At 62.8% G+C, this 18,448-nt stretch carries 20 protein-coding genes; 9 read left to right on the top strand and 11 right to left on the bottom strand.

Translation table 11 applies throughout. The features are described from left to right. Positions 1–40 precede the first annotated feature (40 nt). Positions 41–1,039 carry a 2-hydroxyacid dehydrogenase gene (locus tag PQQ86_RS02830; protein ID WP_408264775.1) on the top strand — a complete coding sequence of 333 codons (999 nt, stop codon included), beginning with the start codon at positions 41–43 and terminating at the stop codon, positions 1,037–1,039. Here the strand turns inward: PQQ86_RS02830 and PQQ86_RS02825 are convergent. Continuing rightward, positions 1,036–1,659 carry a plasmid fertility inhibition factor family protein gene (locus PQQ86_RS02825; protein WP_408264773.1) on the bottom strand — a complete coding sequence of 208 codons (624 nt, stop codon included), beginning with the start codon at positions 1,657–1,659 and terminating at the stop codon, positions 1,036–1,038. The genes PQQ86_RS02830 and PQQ86_RS02825 overlap by 4 nt on opposite strands. An 89-nt stretch (positions 1,660–1,748) precedes the next feature. Between PQQ86_RS02825 and PQQ86_RS02820 the strand changes: the two genes are divergently transcribed. The 3 genes from PQQ86_RS02820 (at position 1,749) to PQQ86_RS02810 (ending at position 5,336) form a co-directional block, all read left to right on the top strand. After that, positions 1,749–2,573 carry a crotonase/enoyl-CoA hydratase family protein gene (locus PQQ86_RS02820; RefSeq protein WP_408264771.1) on the top strand — a complete coding sequence of 275 codons (825 nt, stop codon included), beginning with the start codon at positions 1,749–1,751 and terminating at the stop codon, positions 2,571–2,573. 228 nt (positions 2,574–2,801) lie between these two features. After that, the gene (locus PQQ86_RS02815; RefSeq protein WP_408264769.1) at positions 2,802–3,968 is read left to right on the top strand and encodes an MFS transporter; all 1,167 of its coding nucleotides are present in this window, start codon (positions 2,802–2,804) and stop codon (positions 3,966–3,968) included. Positions 3,969–4,175: 207 nt separating this feature from the next. Beyond that, a complete protein-coding gene (locus PQQ86_RS02810) occupies positions 4,176–5,336 on the top strand; it encodes an MFS transporter (RefSeq protein WP_408264768.1) in 1,161 nt (386 codons plus the stop codon). A gap of 138 nt (positions 5,337–5,474) precedes the next feature. On the opposite strand, the gene fahA is transcribed toward PQQ86_RS02810, so the two are convergent. The 3 genes from fahA to PQQ86_RS02795 are packed head-to-tail and all read right to left on the bottom strand — an operon-like array spanning position 5,475 to position 9,558. After that, the gene (fahA, locus tag PQQ86_RS02805; protein ID WP_408264766.1) at positions 5,475–6,803 is read right to left on the bottom strand and encodes a fumarylacetoacetase; all 1,329 of its coding nucleotides are present in this window, start codon (positions 6,801–6,803) and stop codon (positions 5,475–5,477) included. Then, positions 6,800–8,146, bottom strand: a complete 1,347-nt coding sequence (gene hmgA, locus PQQ86_RS02800) for a homogentisate 1,2-dioxygenase (RefSeq protein WP_408264764.1) — start codon at positions 8,144–8,146, stop codon at positions 6,800–6,802. Before hmgA ends, fahA begins: the two co-directional genes overlap by 4 nt. A gap of 47 nt (positions 8,147–8,193) precedes the next feature. Beyond that, positions 8,194–9,558 (bottom strand): MFS transporter, encoded by a 1,365-nt coding sequence (locus PQQ86_RS02795; protein ID WP_408264762.1) that lies wholly within the window; start codon positions 9,556–9,558, stop codon positions 8,194–8,196. 347 nt (positions 9,559–9,905) lie between these two features. Between PQQ86_RS02795 and PQQ86_RS02790 the strand changes: the two genes are divergently transcribed. Then, positions 9,906–10,739 (top strand): diguanylate phosphodiesterase, encoded by an 834-nt coding sequence (locus PQQ86_RS02790; protein WP_408270030.1) that lies wholly within the window; start codon positions 9,906–9,908, stop codon positions 10,737–10,739. Between the two features lie 36 nt (positions 10,740–10,775). Here PQQ86_RS02790 and PQQ86_RS02785 read toward each other — a convergent pair whose 3' ends face one another. Then, entirely contained in the window at positions 10,776–11,561 is a 786-nt protein-coding gene (locus PQQ86_RS02785) for an IclR family transcriptional regulator (RefSeq protein WP_408264760.1), read from the bottom strand. Between the two features lie 104 nt (positions 11,562–11,665). Here PQQ86_RS02785 and PQQ86_RS02780 point away from each other — a divergent pair, with 104 nt between their 5' ends. Next, complete coding sequence (locus PQQ86_RS02780) at positions 11,666–12,856, top strand: acyl-CoA dehydrogenase (protein WP_408264758.1); 1,191 nt, start codon at positions 11,666–11,668, stop codon at positions 12,854–12,856. Positions 12,857–13,006: 150 nt separating this feature from the next. Here PQQ86_RS02780 and PQQ86_RS02775 read toward each other — a convergent pair whose 3' ends face one another. Continuing rightward, positions 13,007–13,645 carry a peroxiredoxin gene (locus tag PQQ86_RS02775; protein ID WP_408264756.1) on the bottom strand — a complete coding sequence of 213 codons (639 nt, stop codon included), beginning with the start codon at positions 13,643–13,645 and terminating at the stop codon, positions 13,007–13,009. A gap of 342 nt (positions 13,646–13,987) precedes the next feature. Between PQQ86_RS02775 and PQQ86_RS02770 the strand changes: the two genes are divergently transcribed. The 3 genes from PQQ86_RS02770 (at position 13,988) to PQQ86_RS02760 (ending at position 15,420) form a co-directional block, all read left to right on the top strand. Next, positions 13,988–14,290, top strand: a complete 303-nt coding sequence (locus PQQ86_RS02770) for an ElaB/YgaM/YqjD family protein (protein ID WP_028198798.1) — start codon at positions 13,988–13,990, stop codon at positions 14,288–14,290. A 137-nt stretch (positions 14,291–14,427) separates the two neighbouring features. Continuing rightward, positions 14,428–14,814, top strand: a complete 387-nt coding sequence (locus tag PQQ86_RS02765) for a phage holin family protein (protein WP_408264754.1) — start codon at positions 14,428–14,430, stop codon at positions 14,812–14,814. A gap of 126 nt (positions 14,815–14,940) precedes the next feature. Then, entirely contained in the window at positions 14,941–15,420 is a 480-nt protein-coding gene (locus tag PQQ86_RS02760) for a DUF3318 domain-containing protein (protein ID WP_408264752.1), read from the top strand. A 124-nt stretch (positions 15,421–15,544) separates the two neighbouring features. Here the strand turns inward: PQQ86_RS02760 and PQQ86_RS02755 are convergent, their stop codons facing one another. From PQQ86_RS02755 to PQQ86_RS02735, 5 genes are all read right to left on the bottom strand, one after another. Next, positions 15,545–15,976 carry a type IV pilin protein gene (locus PQQ86_RS02755; RefSeq protein ID WP_408264750.1) on the bottom strand — a complete coding sequence of 144 codons (432 nt, stop codon included), beginning with the start codon at positions 15,974–15,976 and terminating at the stop codon, positions 15,545–15,547. A gap of 10 nt (positions 15,977–15,986) precedes the next feature. Next, positions 15,987–16,433, bottom strand: coding sequence for a pilus assembly PilX family protein (locus PQQ86_RS02750; protein ID WP_408264748.1), 447 nt, complete (start codon positions 16,431–16,433; stop codon positions 15,987–15,989). Between the two features lie 131 nt (positions 16,434–16,564). Beyond that, positions 16,565–17,374, bottom strand: a complete 810-nt coding sequence (locus PQQ86_RS02745; protein WP_408264746.1) for a PilW family protein — start codon at positions 17,372–17,374, stop codon at positions 16,565–16,567. Next, positions 17,371–17,802 carry a type IV pilus modification PilV family protein gene (locus PQQ86_RS02740; RefSeq protein ID WP_408270027.1) on the bottom strand — a complete coding sequence of 144 codons (432 nt, stop codon included), beginning with the start codon at positions 17,800–17,802 and terminating at the stop codon, positions 17,371–17,373. Before PQQ86_RS02740 ends, PQQ86_RS02745 begins: the two co-directional genes overlap by 4 nt. 23 nt (positions 17,803–17,825) lie before the next feature. After that, positions 17,826–18,392, bottom strand: a complete 567-nt coding sequence (locus PQQ86_RS02735) for a GspH/FimT family pseudopilin (protein ID WP_408264744.1) — start codon at positions 18,390–18,392, stop codon at positions 17,826–17,828. Between the last annotated feature and the right edge of the window lie 56 nt (positions 18,393–18,448).

The raw sequence follows: 18,448 nt of genomic DNA, 5'->3' as shown, positions 1-18,448 counted from the left end.
CGGCATTCGCCGCGCCGGCACTCATCCTTCGGAGCCGCTCATGCGCATGATCCTGTTCAGCAGCCGCCAATACGATAGCGACACGTTCGGCGAGGCCAACGGCACGCATCGCTATGAACTGCACTTCCAGGAATCGCACCTCGATGTCGAAACCGCGATCCTCGCGCAGGGCTATGAAGTGGTCTGTCCGTTCGTCAACGACAACGTCGACGCCGCCGTACTGGAACGTCTCCATGCCGGCGGCACGCGCATGATCGCGCTGCGCTCGGCGGGCTTCAATCACGTCGACCTGGCCGCGGCCGAACGTCTCGGCATGACGGTTGCGCGAGTGCCGGCCTACTCGCCGCACGCGGTCGCGGAACATGCGGTCGGTCTGATTCTGGCGCTAAACCGGCGCTTACCGCGCGCGGTCGCGCGCACCCGTGAAGGCGATTTCTCGCTGCATGGGCTGCTCGGCTTCGACCTGCACGGCAAGACTGTGGGCGTGATCGGCACCGGCGTGATCGGGCACGTGTTCGGCCGCATCATGGCGGGCTTCGGCATGCAGGTGCTTGCTCATGACCCCGGTACGCCGGCCGACGATCTGCTTGCCCTCGGCGCGCGCTACGTGCCGCTCGACACCCTGCTCGCTGAAAGCGACGTCGTCAGCCTGCATTGTCCGCTGGTGCCGGGCACGTACCATCTGATCGACGAGCCCGCGCTCGCGAAGATGAAGCGTGGCGCGATGCTGATCAATACGGGGCGCGGCGGTCTTGTCGAAAGCAATGCGCTGATCGGCGCGTTGAAAGATGGCCAGCTCGGCCATCTCGGGCTCGACGTGTACGAGGAAGAAGGCGGCCTCTTTTTCGAGGACCACTCGAACCTGCCGTTGCAGGACGACGTGCTGGCGCGTCTGTTGATGTTCCCGAACGTGATCGTCACCGCGCACCAGGCATTCTTCACGCGCGAGGCGATGAACGAGATCGCGCAGACCACGCTCGAGAACGTCGCGGCATGGCAGGCCGGCACCCCACGCAATGTCGTACAGGCGCGAAGTTAGGTAGTGCCCCTGCCATCCACGGTAGTCGGGCGGATTACCGTGCGGGCGTCGTCCGCTGCGCCGCATATCTCGCGCAGCAAGGCCGCCTCGCGTTCGTGCACTTCCACCGGAAACCAGCGCGCGCCCGCGTCGGCCAGATAGCGCGCACGATGCTGCCCGTTGCGAAACGCCACCACGCCCTCGCGCTCGAGACCGAACCAGCCGAGCAAACCCGGCGCGCGACGCGTCGATATCGTCACGTACGGCATCGGCGGAATGCGCGGATTCTCTGGATCGAGAAATTCGCGGATGCCACGCACCTTGCCCGAATGCCATTCGGCGACCGGTTTCAACACGTAATCGGTGTTGTCGCGATCCGCGCATTCCAGCAACTTGCGCGCATCGACCATGACCACCTGATGGCGCGTACCGTCCGTCACGAAGACACGTTTCAGCCGCACATGGTCGTACCATGGATGTTCATGTTCATGCAGAGGCACGTTCCAGACCATCTCGGCACTGGCCGGTGCGGATTCGGGCGATGAATTGGGCAAGGGCAAAGGCAGGCTCGATAAGCTGGCAAAAAAACGCCAGCACGTTAAAAGAGCGCTAACGCTACGAGCCGATTGTGAAAGATGCATGACAACCAACGGTATTAGTCGCACTGCATGAACGCAGCGCATGAAGATCCAGCATGAGCGGCCGGACGCGAACCTTTACGGACAGAACGATGATAACCACGCAAAATCTAAATGAACATGTGTGCATCGAAGCCAATGAGGACACCGGCGTCGCCACAATCGTGCTCGCACGGCCGGCGCGGCGTAATGCCGTCGACCGTCCTACCGCGGAAGCGCTCAGCGCCGCCTTCCTCCGCTTCGAAGCGGAGCCGGCATGGCGCGCGGCCGTGCTGTTCGGCGCGGGCGGCACCTTCTGCGCCGGTGCGGATCTCACCGCGCTCGGCGACGAGACCCGCCGCAATGAACTCCACGCTGACGGCAGCGGTCCCGGTCCAATGGGACCGACGCGCATGAGCTTCAGCAAGCCGGTGATTGCCGCGATTGCCGGCTATGCGGTCGCGGGCGGCCTCGAACTGGCCGCGATGTGCGATCTGCGCGTGGTCGAAGAAGACGCCGTGCTCGGCGTGTTCTGCCGGCGTGTCGGAATTCCGCTAATCGATGGCGGCACAATTCGCTTGCCGCGTCTGATCGGGCTATCGCGAGCGCTCGACCTGATTCTGACCGGCCGTGCGGTGGAGGCGCAGGAAGCGCTCGGCATTGGTCTCGCCAACCGCGTCGTGCGGAAGGGCGAGGCACGCGCGGCGGCGGAACAGTTGGCCGCTGAACTGGCGGCCTTTCCGCAAGCGGCGCTGCTGGCGGACCGCCGCTCCGCGTTGGAAAACAGCACGCTCGAGGAGCTTGCCCTAGCGTTGCAGCGCGAAGGCGCCGCCGGCTATCAGGCAGTACTCGACGAAGGTGTCGCGGGCGCCGCGCGTTTTGCCGAAGGCGCCGGCCGTCACGGCAACACTTTCAAGTCAGACGAAAGCGCGCCATAAAACGGCGCTGTTCCATGGGGCAATCTGTTGTCGCAGTGCATTCCCAATGCACGCTCCGAGGCGTGCTTTCAGCAAAAAACAACAGCCTGCCTGACGTTCAGCAAGGGTGTTTTGACTTAGGTAGAATCCCCTACTGTTTTCCCCTCGCATGGCGCATGCGTTCTCGTCCCGAAAAATGCGCGCCTGCCGCACGACGCTTCCCGTCGCGCTGATTCACGCTCCGTCACCATGCCTTTGCCTCTGCTCGCCCTTGCCGTTGCCGCTTTTGGAATCGGTACCACTGAATTCGTGATCATGGGGCTGCTGCCCGATGTCGCACGCGATCTGTCCGTATCGATCCCGGCGGCCGGCATGCTGGTGTCCGCTTATGCGCTTGGCGTCACGATCGGCGCGCCGATCGTCGCGATCGCCGTGGCCAACATGCCGCGCAAGAAAGCGCTGATGAGCCTGATCGGCGTCTTCATCGTCGGAAACCTGCTGTGCGCGGTCGCGCCGGGCTATGCGGTGCTGATGGCCGCGCGCATCGTCACGGCGTTCTGCCATGGCGCGTTCTTCGGCATCGGTTCAGTGGTCGCGGCCGGTCTGGTCGCGCCGAACCGTCGCGCGCAGGCCATCGCGCTGATGTTCACCGGCTTGACGCTCGCCAACGTGCTTGGCGTACCGCTCGGCACCGCGCTCGGCCAGGCGGTGGGCTGGCGCGCGACGTTCTGGGCCGTGACCGGCATCGGCATTCTCGCTGCGGGCGCGCTCGCCGTGTGCCTGCCGGCGAAGATCGAGATGCAGAAAGCGAGCCTCATCCACGAATTCAACGTGCTGAAGAATCCGCAAGTACTGATGGTGCTCGGCATCAGCGTGCTCGCGTCGGCCAGCCTGTTTTCCACCTTCACCTACATCACGCCGATTCTCGAAGACGTGACCGGCTTCACGCCGCACGCGGTCACCTTTGTGCTGTTGCTGTTCGGCCTCGGCTTGACGGTGGGCAGCACGCTCGGCGGCAAGCTCGCCGACTGGCGGCTGATGCCCTCGCTGGTCGCGTTTCTGCTGGCGATCGTCGTCATCCTGACGATCTTCGCCGGCACGATGCACGCCGAGATTCCGGCCATGATCACGATCTTCGTGTGGGGCATTCTGGCCTTCGCGATCGTGCCGCCGCTGCAAATGCTGATCGTCGACCGCGCGAGCCATGCACCGAATCTGGCGTCGACCCTGAATCAAGGTGCGTTCAACCTCGGCAATGCAACGGGCGCGTGGCTCGGCGGCATGGCGATCGGCGCGGGCGCGCCGCTCACCACGTTGCCGTGGGTCGGCGTGGCGACCTCGATCGGTGCACTGGCGCTGACGCTGTGGTCTGTGTCGATCGACCGGCGCTCGCAACGGATGGCCGTGGCCGGATAACCGAGGCACGAGCGCCCAGACTGCGCGGACGACTTCAGCCAGGACAGGTTTCGCATCTCCGCCGCCGGCCAACGGCGTCGGCCACCGTGCCGCTACGGACCGGGCTGCGGGCAGCGCCTCGATAGCACGCGAACCCGGCCCTCGACCGCGTTCATGCAATCCGCACACAGGTGCGAATGACTCGCGGCCGTAGTAGCATCTCGCCCGATGAAAGTCATCTTCACTCGCGATTTCCTCGCTCTGATCCTTAGTGTTGCCGTCGTCGGACTCGGTAGCGGCGCCACACTTCCCCTCACTGCCCTCGCGCTGACGCAAGCAGGCTATGGCACCGACGTGGTCGGTCTCCTGACCGCCGCGCAAGCGGGCGGCGGCCTGATCGTCGTGCCGGTGGCCGCCTGGATCGCGGCGCGCTGCGGCGGCCGCCAGGTGATCGTCGGCGCAGTGCTGACGGTTGGGGCCGCCACCGCGCTGATGCAACTCACCTCGAACCTGTGGCTATGGGCCGCGTTGCGCGTACTCTGCGGCGCGGCACTGATGCTGCTCTTCACGATCAGCGAAGCATGGGTCAACCAGCTCGCTGACGACGCCACCCGCGGCCGGGTCATCGCGATCTATGCGACCAACTTCACGCTATTCCAGATGTCGGGTCCGGTGCTGGTGAGCCAGATCGCCGACTTCACGCACTGGCGCTTCCTGATTTGCGGCGCGATCTTCCTGCTGGCCTTGCCCGCGCTCGCCAGCATCCGCAAGACGCCGCAAGCGTCGAAGGATGAGCACGCCGCGCACGGCAGCTGGCGCCATGTGTTGCCGCAGATGCCAGCGCTCGTGATCGGTACGGGTTTTTTCGCGTTGTTCGATACGATCGCGCTTTCGCTGCTGCCGCTCTTCGCGATGTCGCACGGCATCACGAGCGAGGTGGCCGTGCTGTTCGCGTCGGCCCTGCTGCTCGGCGATACGACCATGCAGTTTCCGATCGGCTGGCTCGCCGACCGGCTCGGCCGCGAACGCGTGCATATCGGCTGCGGCGTGATCGTCGTGGTGTTGCTGCCGTTGCTGCCCTGGGCGATCAATTCGCCGTGGCTGTGCTGGCCGTTGCTCTATGTGCTTGGCGCGACGGCCGGGGCGATCTATACGCTGTCGCTGGTCGCTTGCGGCGAGCGGTTTCGCGGTGTCGCGCTGGTGTCGGCAAGTTCGGTGGTGGGGGCGTCGTGGAGCGCGGCCAGTTTCGGTGGGCCGCTGGTGGCTGGCGCGTTGATGAAGGGGGTTGGCAACGATGCGATGGTCGGTGTGCTTCTGGTTGCTGCGCTTGCGTTTCTTGGTGCTGCCTGGTGGGAAAAGCGGCGTGCGCCCGCGCGGGCGATCGGCTGACGGTGCGGCTGCGCTGCAGCGTTGAGCCGTGGAGCCGTCGAACCACGCTCGCCTCAGGATACGAAAACGGGGAAGCCACAATGGCTTCCCCGTTTTGCATCGCACTTCCTTCCGCGTGATTTCCGCGCTACTTTTACTCTACTTCCGCGCCGGCAGAATCGCCCCAGCACACGTGCCGAAGCCCACACGGTACCCAGCGCCCTGGCACCATCCGGCGAGCGTCAGTTCGTCGCCGTCTTCGATAAACCCGCGTATGCCACCCTCCTTCAATTCCAACGGATTCTTGCCGTTCCATGTTGACTCGAGCAGGCTGCCGCATGAGTCGGCGGTCGGGCCGCTGATCGTGCCCGAACCCATCAGATCGCCAACCCGCGTATTGCAGCCCGATACCGTGTGATGTGCGAGCTGTTGCGCCATCGTCCAGTACATGTGCTTGAAGTTGGTCCGCGAGATCGTGGTGGCCTGCTTGGCCGTCTGCGGCCGCAGCGTCACTTCAAGCGAGATGTCGAATGCGTGCTTGCCCTCGTGGCGCAAGTACGCCAGTGGCTGCGGTTCCTGCACCGGCTGCTCGACACGGAACGGTTCGAGCGCGTCGAGCGTCACGATCCACGGCGAGATCGTGGTCGCGAATGTTTTTGCGTTGAACGGGCCGAGCGGCACGTATTCCCATTGCTGGATATCACGCGCGCTCCAGTCGTTCAGCAACACCATGCCGAAGATGTGCGCTTCGGCATCGGCACAGGCAATCGGCTCGCCCAGTGTATTGCCGCCGCCGATCACGAAACCCGTCTCCAGCTCGATATCCAGCTTGCGGCATGCGCCGAACACCGGACGTTCCTGATCCGGCAGTTTCAACTGGCCGTTAGGACGCCGCACCGGCGTACCGCTCACCACCACCGACGATGCGCGTCCGTTGTAGCCGATCGGCATCTCCGACCAGTTCGGCAACAGCGCATTCTTCGGGTCGCGGAACATCGAACCGACATTTGTCGCGTGCTCCTTCGACGAATAGAAATCCGTGTAACCCGGGATCTGCACCGGCAGATGCAGTTGCGCATCGGACTGGCGCACCAGGGCTTTCGAACGCAGGGTTGCATCGTCGCGCAAGGTCGCGGTGTCCCGCGCCAGCAGATTGCTCAACTGGATGCGCACACTACGCCATGCATCGCGGCCAAGCGAGATGAAATCGTTGAGGGTGTCCTGCTCGAACGCCCGGTCCTTCGTCGCAATCGATTGATCGGTGGAGGCAGTCGGGAGCTTGAGCAAGCCGGCAGACTTAAGAACACTTAGATCGACGATCTCGTCGCCAATAGCGACACCCACGCGGCGCGCGTCGTTGTTCTTATCGCTGAAAATACCGAACGGCAGATTCTGGATCGAAAAATCGTTGGTCGAATCGTTTGCCGACTCGACCCAGCTCTTACGCGACGGATCGAGCGTCGCCTGAAGATCGCTCAATGCGTTCATCGTTGCTCCGGGTTGAAGTGTTTCTTGAGACCTTGCCAGCACTCGTAGTAATGCGCCTGCAGTTGCGCGGTTTCGAGCGCGAAACGGGTCGGCTTGATCAGCGTGCGCGTTTCGAACATGAAGGCCATCGTGTCGCCGACTTTCTTCGGCGTGGACGTATCGCCATGCGACGCTTTCTCGAAGGTGTCCGCGTCCGGCCCATGACCCGACATGCAGTTATGCAGACTGGCGCCGCCCGGCACGAAGCCCTCCGCCTTCGCGTCGTACACGCCATGCACGAGGCCCATGAATTCGCTCGCGACGTTGCGATGGAACCAGGGCGGACGGAACGTATCTTCGGCCGCGAGCCAGCGCGGCGGGAAGATCACGAAGTCGATCGTATCGACGCCCGGCGTATCGCTTTGCGATTGCAGCACCAGAAAGATCGACGGGTCCGGGTGGTCGAAGCTGATCGAACCGATCGTGTTGAAGCGGCGCAGATCGTATTTGTACGGCGCGTAGTTACCGTGCCACGCGACCACATCGAGCGGTGAGTGGCCGATATCCGCGCGCCACAGGTTGCCGTTCATCTTGGCGACAAGTTCGAAGTCGCCTTCGCGGTCTTCGTAAGCAGCATGCGGCGTGAGGAAATCACGCGGATTGGCGAGGCCGTTCGAGCCGATCGGGCCGAGGTCCGGCAGACGCAGCAGCGCGCCGAAGTTCTCGCAGATATAGCCGCGCGCGTTGCCGTCCGGCAGGCTCACCGCGAAGCGCACGCCGCGCGGGATCACCGCGATCTCAAACGGCTCGACATCGAGTTGGCCCATTTCGGTGGCGATATGCAGACGGCCTTCCTGCGGCACGATCAGCAATTCGCCGTCGGCGCTGTAGAAGAAGCGGTCCTTCATCGAGCGGTTCGCTGCGTACAGGTGGATCGCGCAGCCGTTCATCGCGTCGGCTGAGCCGTTGCCCGCCATCGTCAGCCAGCCGTCGACAAAATCGGTCGGCTCGGTGGGCATCGGCAATGCGTCCCAGCGCAGCTGGTTAGGCGGCGTCGGCGGCACCTCGGCGAAGTTGGCGACGAGCCGGTCCGCAGGCAGTTGTGTGAACGGCTTGTGAACGGCCGCCGGACGAATCCGGTACAGCCACGAACGGCGGTTATGGCCGCGCGGCGCAGTGAACGCGGTGCCCGACAGTTGCTCGGCATACAAGCCATAGGCCGCGCGTTGCGGCGAGTTGCGGCCTTCGGGCAGCGCGCCCGGCAAAGCCTCCGTAGCGAATTCGTTCGCGAATCCCGACTGATAGCCCGGCTCGATTTCGAGTCGCGAGCTGGCGGTATTCGGTGTGCGGGTTAAGGTATCCATGCAAGGTTCTCCGTTGATACTTGATCTGTCGACGTGCGCTGTCTGTCTCAGGCCGTCCGCGGCTCGGATGAGCTGCCGCGTTGCCGCGTGGCAGCGGCCAGCGCGATCACCAGCAACGCGGAGCACAGCACCGGTACCGCAGCCGCATGAAACAACGATTCATTCGACCAGTTCAGCGCAATCAGTTGTCCGCCGACCAGCGGCCCGATCACCGAGCCGATGCGGCCGATGCCGAGGCTCCAGCCGATGCCTGTGGAACGCAGTGTGGTCGGATAAAAATGGCCGGCCAGCGCGTTGACCGCCGGCTGTCCGCCGACCACGCAAAAGCCGCCCGCGAATACGACAAGCAACAGCCACGGCAGCGCATGCGCGACCGTTCCGATGGTGCCGACCGCCAGCGCCGCGCCCGCGAAACACACGAACAGCACGCGCACAAAACCAAACCGCTCGATGAACCAGCCGAGCAACAAGGTGCCCACCACGCCGCCCGTCTGCAATACGGTGCCAACGATTACAGCCGTGCTTGGCGAGTAACCGGCATCGCGCATCACGGTGGGCAGCCAGTTCGACAGGAAGTAAAGATCGATCAGGTTCATGAAGCTGATCGCCCACAGAATTAGCGTGACCGGGCCACGGCCCGCGCGGAACAGTTCGGCAACCGGCGCGCCGCCGTTACCCTTCTCACGCACAACGATACGGGTATTCGCGTCGATCGGCAGCGTCGGATCGAACTTCGCGAGCCAGCGCAACGCGCGATCGCTGCGTCCTTTGAGGACCAGAAACTGCAGCGACTCCGGCAATGCCGCCAGCATCGCGAACGCGAGCAACAAAGGCACCGTGCCGCCCACCCAGAACACCGCACGCCAGCCGTACGCGGGGATCAGCGCGGCGCTGATGAAACCACCCAAAGCCGCGCCCAACGTGAAGCCGCACGACACCAGCATCATGCGCTTGACGCGATGCGCGGGGGTCGAGAATTCGCCGACCAGCGCCATTGCATTCGGCATGATGCAGCCGAGCCCGAGGCCCGTGATGAAGCGCAGCGTCAACAATGCGGGAATCGTCGTGACGAAGGGCGTGGCCAGCATCGATAGTGCGAAGAAAAACGTCGCGCCAATCAATACCGGGCGCCGGCCGATGCGGTCAGCCAGCACCGACAAGCCCAATGCCCCCAGCAACATGCCGAACAGACTGGCGCTGAACACGGGCCCGAGCGCCGCCTTCGAGACATGCCATTCACCGATCACGCTCGGCGCGACGTAGCCCATCGCTTGCGCGTCGAAGCCGTCGATCACGAGGCACAGCCCGCATAACGCGAGCAGCATCAACTGGAATGCCGGGTGATGCGTTTCGCCGAGCACGCGCTCGACTTCGATCACATTGGCGGCGGCCACGGCCGGTTTGGCGCTCATTGGGTCGTCCCCTCGTCCTGACTGGATTGTTTGGTCGCGGCGCACGCTCGGTCAGTCGGCGATCAGTAATCACGCCCTTGCCCGCAAAGGGGACACAAACGCGCCAACCATCGCAGCCACGCTGCAATTTACGTATGGTAAAACTAATTACGCATAGTGAAATTAACGTATACCCTGGAAACTCGCCGCGAAAGCCGTGGCAGCCTGTAGCGACAAGCGTTCGGCCGATAACGTTATGAGCATTTTGTTCAAGTGCGCGCGGCGCGGACTGCTACCATCAATGGATGCGGCAACCGAGTCGCGTTGCCGAGCGCCGAGTGCGCACCTATCGCCATCCATTCGCCTACATGATTCCGCCGACCATCCCCAACCTGATTGCACGCGCCGCCGATCACCCATTTCTCGGCGAACATCTGGTGATGGGAACCGGCGTGCATAGCGATGTCGCGCTGGCGCAGTTCGACGGCTTCGAGCTCGCCAGTGCCTATGAGCCGATCTTCGATATCAGCGTGCATGCGTTGGCGCAGTCGTTGTCGTCGGGCGCTGAGGGCGTGGATCGTTTCGGCGATGAACTCGGGTTCCAGGCGGTCACGCAGCGTCTCGACGGCGCGCCCTTCGATGCCTTCGATCCCTTCGACCGCATCGCCGACGATCAGGAACTGGTCGCCCTCGACCGCATGTCACGCGCGCTGCACGCCATCAATTTCTTCGGCGCGCAACGGCACGGGCTGCTATTTCTGCGCGTGCACGAGCGCCTGCTCAAGAGCGTCAAGTACGACCACGGACGGCATTTCTCCAGCGTGCTGCTGTCGTTCGGACTGAACCCGTCGCGGGTGGTGATCGAGTTGCCGGCGGCCGCGGTCGCGCATAAGACATTCCTCGGCTATCTGACCACGAGCTATCAGCGCTACGGCTTCAAGGTGGCGGGGAATCTTTCGAACGCGGGGCAGATTCTGTCGGTGTCGGAAACGGCGCGGCTCGACTTCATCAAGATGGATGCGGCGGTCGCGTTGCGCGACGCAATGGTGAAGCCGCTAGTCGGCTATGCAAGCCGGCTGCGGGTTCCGCTGATCTTCAATCGGGTGATGGATGAGCCGCAATTCCTCGCGCTGCAGCAGTACGACGTGCGCTTCGTGCAAGGGCCGTTATTCACCGCGCATTATCACGATCGGGCGGTGTGAGTATTGCGCTGACGCCGAGCGGCGCAGGCCCGCACTTCAACCGGTATCGCCCAGCCGCCGCGCCAGCGCCTTCAGCCGCGGCGCGACGCTTTCCCGGAACACATCCTCTCCCATCGACGACGCCGGCCCGCTGCAACTGAGCACCAGCCAGCGGCCTTCGCGCGGCTCGCGAAACGGCACTGCAACCGCGTTCACGTCGTCATGCCATGCGCGGAACGAATAGCAGCAGCGTTCCTGGGCGAAGGCTTCGATTTCCTTTCCGGCATCGGCCAGCAACGCAGCGCCCTCTTTGCCCGCTAACTTCTTAAGCTCGGCCAGCAAGGCGGCGCGCACGTCCAATGGCTGCACCGCCAGATACGCACGCCCCATCGAACTGGTCAGCATCGACAGTTTCGAACCGGAGGCGAGTCCGAGCGTCAGCGCGGTTTCACTGCGGATCGTCTCAAGATAAATCATGTCGAGGCCATCACGGCATCCAAGCGACACAGCCGCGCCCACTTCGCGCGCGAAGGTGCGCATGTGCGGACGCGCGAGTTCGAGCGTGTCGGTGCCCGAGAGCAGCGCGAAACCAAGCGACAGCACGCCGGCGTCCAGCGCATATTTACCCAGCGTTTCGTCGAGCCGCAGATAGCCAAGCACGGTCAGCGTGTAGGCCAGACGGTTGACGGTCGCCTTCGGCAACCCCGTGCGTTCGACGAAATCGCGGTTGCCGAGCATCGTTTCGCCCGGCTTGAACGCGCGCAGCAAATCCAGCCCGCGTGCGAGGGCGACGACAAATTTGCGCTCGTCGAGCGGCTCGGAGAGAGTAGATATAGGCGTCATGTGGTGATACACTCGGGCGTGGTTTGCAAAACATTGTTTCGCATAGCGGAACTTAAGTCAAGCTCGAACACGTTTAAGTCAAGCAGCAAATCAGGAGATACGTCATGGCAGAGGCCGCGCAGTTTCACTGGGAAGACCCGTTGCTGCTGGATCAGCAGCTCACCGAAGACGAACGCATGGTGCGCGACGCCGCCGCCGCGTACTCGCAGGACAAGCTGCAGCCGCGGGTGCTTGAAGCGTTCCGTCACGAGAAGACCGACATCGAGATCTTCCGTGAGATGGGCGAGCTCGGCCTGCTCGGCCCGACGATTCCTGAGCAATATGGCGGCCCCGGTCTGAACTACGTGGCATACGGTCTGATCGCGCGTGAAGTGGAGCGCGTGGATTCCGGCTACCGGTCGATGATGTCGGTGCAGTCGTCGCTCGTCATGGTCCCGATCTACGAATTCGGCTCGGAAGCGCAAAAGCAGAAGTACCTGCCGAAGCTCGTCACCGGCGACTGGATCGGCTGCTTCGGCCTGACCGAGCCGAACCACGGCTCCGATCCGGGCAGCATGATTACGCGGGCGAAGAAGGTCGACGGCGGCTATTTGCTGTCGGGCGCGAAGATGTGGATCACCAATTCGCCGATCGCCGACGTGTTCGTCGTATGGGCCAAACTCGAAGAGGACGGCAAGGATTCGATCCGCGGCTTCATCCTCGAGAAGGGGTGGAAGGGGCTGTCCGCGCCGACCATCCACAGCAAAGTGGGTCTGCGTGCGTCGATCACCGGCGAGATTGTTCTCGACGACGTGTTCGTGCCGGAAGAAAACCGCTTCCCCGAAGTCAGTGGCTTGCGCGGTCCGTTCACATGCCTGAACTCGGCGCGCTACGGTATTGCCTGGGGCGCGCTTGGCGCGGCGGAAGCGTGCTGGCACACGGCACGTCAGTACGTGCTGGATCGCAAGCAGTTCGGCCGGCCGCTCGCCGCGAACCAGTTGATCCAGAAAAAGCTCGCCGACATGCAAACCGAAATCACGCTCGGCCTGCAAGGCGTGCTGCGTCTCGGCCGCATGAAAGATGAAGGCACGGCTGCCGTCGAAATTACGTCGATCATGAAACGCAATTCGTGCGGCAAGGCGCTGGACATCGCACGGCTCGCGCGCGACATGCTCGGCGGCAACGGTATCTCAGACGAGTTCGGCATCGCGCGTCATCTGGTCAATCTGGAAGTCGTGAACACATATGAAGGCACGCACGACATTCACGCGCTGATTCTCGGGCGCGCGCAGACGGGGATTCAGGCGTTTTTCTGATGCGCTGAGCGCCTCGATGGCGACGTTTCGTCCTGGCCGCTGAATGGAAAATCGAAAAGTAGAAAAGGAAAGGCCGGTTCTTTTGAACCGGCCTTTTTCGTTGCGGCACCGCGTTGCAGCTAACGGTGCGCTTCGTGGCACATCAGCCGCTTACTTGTTCGGCTGCGGTGTCAGGCGCAGATACGGGCGCAGGGCCTTGTAGCCCTTCGGGAATTTCTGCTTGATGACTTCTTCGTCTTTCAACGACGGCACGATCACCACGTCGTCGCCCTGCTTCCAGTTGCCAGGCGTTGCGACCGAGTGGCTGTCGGTAAGTTGCAACGAGTCGATCACACGCAGCACTTCATCGAAGTTGCGCCCGGTGCTGGCCGGGTATGTAATGGTCAAACGCACCTTCTTCTTCGGGTCGATCACGAACAGCGACCGGACCGTAAAGGTTTCATTGGCGTTCGGGTGAATCATGTCGTACAACTCGGAGACCTTGCGATCGCCGTCGGCGAGAATCGGGAAGCCGACATTGGCGGCTTGCGTCTCGTTGATATCCTTGATCCATTCCTTGTGCGACTCGGCGCTGTCGACCGACAACGCAATCGTCTTCACATTGCGCTTCTCGAATTCGCCGGCCAGCTTCGCCGTCAGACCCAGTTCGGTCGTGCAGACCGGCGTGAAGTCAGCGGGGTGCGAGAACAGCACGCCCCAACTATCGCCCAGCCAGTCGTGGAACTTGATGCGGCCGACACTCGACTCCTGTTCGAAATCCGGTGCGATATCGCCAAGACGTAGACTCATGTTGCAGCTCCTTGATTGTATTCGGACATTCCGCGCGAGCATTCGCCCGCGACGCGCAGCAAAAATACAGCATACGGGAGTGACAGTGAACAACTAACCAACATCGCGTCACTACTTTATGTGTTTTTGTAATTTTCACCGATTTAGTGGAAACTTTGCGGGACAGATCAACTCCATCTTAAGCAAACTTTGCGACCCTGTGCCGCAAGGGTGGAGTTTTTGAGGCTGTGCTTCAACCAGGAACGGTTCGTGCGATTGTTTTCGTGAATCGAGCGCTGCGCTCGCCAGCGGCCGTTTCTTTGGTTACGATTCACGCGTGACGTGAGACGAAGGGAGCTGTCAATGTCGGAAGTCAACAAGGAGAGATTGATGTCGGATATCAAAACCGTCCTCGCGGACGCTGAAGATTTGCTGAAACAGGCCGCGAGCGCTACTGGCGAGCGCGCTTCGGAACTGCGTGAAACGGCGCTTACGCGCCTGAAGCAGGCTAAGGAAAAGGCGGCTGACGTGCAGGTCGTGGTGGTCGAGAAAGGTAAGAAGGCCGCACGCGCCACCGACGATTACGTGCATGAGCATCCGTGGGCATCCATCGGCATCGCCGCGGGCGCCGGCGTACTGCTAGGGCTGTTGATCAACCGCAAGTAACACTGACGCTGCCGGGGCGGATTCGCGTCCGGCACATCAGCGAATCGAGTTGACCGGTGCACGTCTGGCCGGTCCGCTTCTTTTGGCGCGCTCGTTTTCACGCGCCGGTTAGATATTCACGCGCAACGCCCAGAGCCATGACGATCGAAACACAATCGCAGCACGGCGAACATAGTCCGTTGCGCCGTATCATTGGATCCGTGTTTGGCATTTTGCAAACACGGCTTGAACTGGTCGGCATCGAACTCGCCGAAGAAAAAGACCGTCTGCTCGGCGTGCTGTTCCTCGGCCTCGCGGCCATGATGCTCGCTACAATGGCCTTGATCGCCTTGACGGCACTGATCGCCATCGCGTTCTGGGACACCTACCGGTGGCAAGCGCTCGCCGGTATCACGGTGGTTTATGCCATCGCGGGAATAGCCTGTGCACTGAAAGCGCGCAGCGGTTTGCGCAATGCTCCCCTGGTGTTCGAAGCCACCCTTGCCGAGTTCGAAAAAGACCGCGACGTGTTCCGCAAACCGTGACGCAGCTGGCATAACTGGCTCATGGGCGGACCTCAAATGCCCTGCGCCTTCGAAGAGACTTCGCAAACACCTCGAGCGATTTGCAGCACAGTTTTACTGCCCCACCTCCACTGCCGCCGACACGCCATGAGCCAAAGCCATTCCGATACCGCATTCCGCAACAAACGCCACCAGGTCAGAGATCTGAGTGCGCCGCACCTGCGAGCGCTACGCAAGGAACTGCTGCTGGTGCGTGCGGATGTCGAGCGCATGGAACTCGCGCAGGCGACCATCGAATTGCGGCAGGCCGTCACGCACTTCAGCTGGCTCAAATTCATTCTGCCGGGCTTCGGTGGGATGCGCGTGGGCCGCGGATCGAAGGCCGGCTTCCTCAACGCAGGAAGCATCGGCGCGCTTCTCAAACAGTATCCACTCATCAGTTCGATCGCTTCGCTACTGTTGGCGAAGCCGCTGCGCGCGACTATTGCGGCAGGTGCAAAACCCGCACTCAAATGGGGCAGCATTGCGCTTGCCGGCTGGGAAGCGTATCGAATCTGGAAGCAGATAAAGAAAGATTCCACCGCCTCTGCCGACAGCAAGAAAGAGACTGTTGATAGTGGGTACTGAAGCGCGGGGATCGTAGACCGCTCTCTCCGCGTGCGCCTTGCAGCATCAGTTTGTCGCCTGATCCTGAGGCCCTCAGGCACTAGAGCGCCTCGACTCGCCAACTCGCGTTCTGCAGTAAGGGGCCCTAGCTCGTATTCCAGCACTCGCCGCTTGCCGGCGCTGCACCGTTTGCGCCGCTTCTGTTGCCTCGCAACCCCGTCGCATCCAGCGTGAAGGTGCCGCAGGCGTCGTCCCGCATAGGGCCGGTTTCGGTCGGCACGGCCTCTACCGCATAACCACCGTTTGCATCGTCTGCCGGTAGCACTTGCAACCGGTAGATAGGTGTGCCGAACTGCGGAGCCTGATCCAGACCCGGCGCCAATGTCGCGGGGCCATCGCTTGCCGATCCCTCGACGAATTGCGCTGCGCGATAGAGGGCGGACGCAGCGTCGACCCGATGTGTTCGCGCGACATGACTCCGATACGAGGGCACGGCAAACACGACCAGCGTGGCGGCTATTGCCAGCGCTATCATCAGTTCCAGCAGCGTGAATGCGGATGTGCGCGGTCTCGCCATAAACCTCCCGTCAAAATGGGTGTGCGGCAACGCGACGCCAATGGCGCTCGATCTGCTCGCCTGCGATCACGAGTTCCATCTGCAACCACACCTGCGACTCTCCGGTCCGGCCGAAGCCACGCGAAGTCAGTAAATACGCTCGGGCATCGGCGCGAGTGCCCAGACGCCACGCTTCGATAAAACATTGCGGCGCACGCAGCGATCCGGGCCATTGCGCAACGGGCGTGACTGCGCCGGCTTCAAAGGCGGCTTTGTGCGTCCATTGCGTCGGCTCGCCGGTTGGAAGCGACGCCGCTGGTTGCGGCTCGAAAGCAGCCGCTGCGATGACGCTCCGGGCGCATAAGGTCAGCGCCGAATCCGCGGCATGAAATGCCTGCAAATAGTCGCGCACGTTGCTGGCGCCGCGCGACGCTGCAAGCGATGTCTCGAACCAGGCTGCTGAGGTGGTCAACATCATTGCGGAAATCAGCAAAACGATCGGCAGGACGGTGCCGCTATTGCGAACGCGCGAGCGACGACCAGTGCGGATAAGGCGTGTCAAATGTTTCGACGACGTGCAGCGGTGCGCTGGATTGCGAAGCCCTTCTATCACAGGAGCTCCTCCGCGTGATTGCGTATCGCCACGCGCCGCCAGAAAGCCTGCCGCGCCCGCGTGTCGGAGCCTAGGGCGCTCGCGCCATCGCAATCGACGTAGCGCATACGCCTTCCTTGCGGCGCTCCCCGGACGAGCACACAGAGATCGATCGCGACGATCTTTGCCCATTGGCCGTCCGTCACCGCCGATGCATCTATTGCGGCCAGCCCGCCGGCCAGCCAGTACCTGAATCGCACGCGCTCTACGCCTTCGACCAACGGCTGCGCGGACCCTGCCTTGCCATTGCCTTCGCAGTAAAGCTCCGGCTCACCTGTCGACCCGCTGACCCTGGCGAAGTACCGGTTGACCACCGACACGCCCTGCCCGCCGAGTGCCGCGTTGTTGCTCGTTACAGCCTGGCCGAGGCAGTCGGTCGTCTGGCCAGTCGCTGACGGCCACGTCGAAACGGTGTCCCCGACATAACGAACCACGATGCCGTCCGAGCGGCCCGGTAACGCCTCGCAGGCAACGCTGTCGTCCGCGCCGGTCGGGCGGCCACCCGAACAACCGAACAACGGCGGCGGACTATTGAACCTCACGACGTCCGCGGGCACGAAGCCGGCCATTTGAATTTGCTGGCCCATCAGCGTGAGCGCGCTCAGGCCGGCTTCGCGGATCCGCATCGCATCGCCCGCGCGCTCGAACACGTTACGCTGCGTTGTATAAAGCACGACCGCGCCGGCGGTCACCACCAGCCCCAGTGCAATTGCGATCACAAACTCGACGAGCGTATGCCCACGCGCGATAACCATACGCTGAGTCATTTCGCGAACGCCAGTGCAACGCATGAGGATCCCGCGGGGACATCTGCACCGCCGCACGACTCGGGCTTGTCGATGATATCGTCGGCGCGCGGCATGGCACGCAGGGTCGTCCACGTGACACGTGCGGCGGACACACCGCCACTCTCCCCTACCGACGCCTCACCGTGAGGCAACAAGGCCGTTGCACGCGCGCTCCATTGCCTGATCGCAGAATCGCCTGCCGAAGGCTCGCGCATTGCTTCGGCAACAGAATCGGCTATCCATGCTGCGTGCTCGCGCATTGCCATCGCACGGGCTTCGCGCGCAGTCCACAATTGACCGGCGATCAACCCGAGCGCCGTCACTGCCATCAAGGCAACGGCCAGCATCACTTCGATCAGCGAACTACCTCTAAGCCCTATTGAGCGCGTTGCTGCGCAGTTGCGCACCCGTGAATTCGACGAATATCGACTCACGATGCCGCTCCACACGCGCCCTCGACAATCCGCGCGCGCCCGCCCGCCGCGATGCGGATGCAGCGCCGCCACTTGTCGCCTTGCGTCGCTTTCGACGGCGCGCGCGGCGCGATCTCAAAGCTGCGAAAGGTGCCGATCAGCTGCCCCGCCGGTGGCGTAAACGTGAGATTTGTCTGCGTCCCGGTGATGCTGATTGCTGCGAGCAAAGGATGCGCGCGCAGTAGTGAGAGCGTGCCTCCCCGTTCGGCCAATACAGCCCAGCCACACGACCAGTCCGTGACGCCACCGCCACAAGCTTGCCCTGCGGCAAGACAGCGCCGTGCCGCGTCAATCCGGCACACGGTGACGCGGGCACCGCGGCGCAATGCCTCGCTGCGCGCATAGGCGAGCGTTGAGGCAAGCGCTTTCGCACGTGCGTCAACCTGGTCACGCAAGTGCCACGCAACGAACGACGGCGTCGCCATCACCGCAATTATCGCCAGCAGCGCGACAACAGCCAGTGTTTCGATAAGCGTAAAGCCGCGGCGCGGCCGCAAACAGACTGCATCCCATTTCATCTGCATCCCTGATCGTTTCAAAGCATGCAGTCAATCTAGCGATTCACAGGTGGGCCAACAAT

It is taken from the genome of Paraburkholderia sediminicola, assembly GCF_046026675.1.
Classification (GTDB): domain Bacteria; phylum Pseudomonadota; class Gammaproteobacteria; order Burkholderiales; family Burkholderiaceae; genus Paraburkholderia; species Paraburkholderia sediminicola_F.
Note: the sequence above shows the minus strand (reverse complement) of the source record. Positions and strands in the feature narration are given on the sequence as shown.

Excerpts from the sequence above, each read along its gene's own strand:
- PQQ86_RS02825 (WP_408264773.1), bottom strand. The coding sequence starts at position 1,659 with ATGCATCTTTCACAATCGGCTCGTAGCGTTAGCGCTCTTTTAACGTGC.
- fahA (WP_408264766.1), bottom strand. The coding sequence starts at position 6,803 with ATGAACGCATTGAGCGATCTTCAGGCGACGCTCGATCCGTCGCGTAAG.
- PQQ86_RS02810 (WP_408264768.1), top strand. The coding sequence starts at position 4,176 with ATGAAAGTCATCTTCACTCGCGATTTCCTCGCTCTGATCCTTAGTGTT.
- PQQ86_RS02775 (WP_408264756.1), bottom strand. The coding sequence starts at position 13,645 with ATGAGTCTACGTCTTGGCGATATCGCACCGGATTTCGAACAGGAGTCG.
- PQQ86_RS02755 (WP_408264750.1), bottom strand. The coding sequence starts at position 15,976 with ATGGCGAGACCGCGCACATCCGCATTCACGCTGCTGGAACTGATGATA.
- PQQ86_RS02790 (WP_408270030.1), top strand. The coding sequence starts at position 9,906 with ATGATTCCGCCGACCATCCCCAACCTGATTGCACGCGCCGCCGATCAC.
- PQQ86_RS02795 (WP_408264762.1), bottom strand. The coding sequence starts at position 9,558 with ATGAGCGCCAAACCGGCCGTGGCCGCCGCCAATGTGATCGAAGTCGAG.
- hmgA (WP_408264764.1), bottom strand. The coding sequence starts at position 8,146 with ATGGATACCTTAACCCGCACACCGAATACCGCCAGCTCGCGACTCGAA.
- PQQ86_RS02745 (WP_408264746.1), bottom strand. The coding sequence starts at position 17,374 with ATGACTCAGCGTATGGTTATCGCGCGTGGGCATACGCTCGTCGAGTTT.
- PQQ86_RS02830 (WP_408264775.1), top strand. The coding sequence starts at position 41 with ATGCGCATGATCCTGTTCAGCAGCCGCCAATACGATAGCGACACGTTC.
- PQQ86_RS02785 (WP_408264760.1), bottom strand. The coding sequence starts at position 11,561 with ATGACGCCTATATCTACTCTCTCCGAGCCGCTCGACGAGCGCAAATTT.
- PQQ86_RS02780 (WP_408264758.1), top strand. The coding sequence starts at position 11,666 with ATGGCAGAGGCCGCGCAGTTTCACTGGGAAGACCCGTTGCTGCTGGAT.
- PQQ86_RS02765 (WP_408264754.1), top strand. The coding sequence starts at position 14,428 with ATGACGATCGAAACACAATCGCAGCACGGCGAACATAGTCCGTTGCGC.
- PQQ86_RS02760 (WP_408264752.1), top strand. The coding sequence starts at position 14,941 with ATGAGCCAAAGCCATTCCGATACCGCATTCCGCAACAAACGCCACCAG.
- PQQ86_RS02750 (WP_408264748.1), bottom strand. The coding sequence starts at position 16,433 with ATGATGTTGACCACCTCAGCAGCCTGGTTCGAGACATCGCTTGCAGCG.
- PQQ86_RS02735 (WP_408264744.1), bottom strand. The coding sequence starts at position 18,392 with ATGCAGATGAAATGGGATGCAGTCTGTTTGCGGCCGCGCCGCGGCTTT.
- PQQ86_RS02820 (WP_408264771.1), top strand. The coding sequence starts at position 1,749 with ATGATAACCACGCAAAATCTAAATGAACATGTGTGCATCGAAGCCAAT.
- PQQ86_RS02770 (WP_028198798.1), top strand. The coding sequence starts at position 13,988 with ATGTCGGAAGTCAACAAGGAGAGATTGATGTCGGATATCAAAACCGTC.
- PQQ86_RS02815 (WP_408264769.1), top strand. The coding sequence starts at position 2,802 with ATGCCTTTGCCTCTGCTCGCCCTTGCCGTTGCCGCTTTTGGAATCGGT.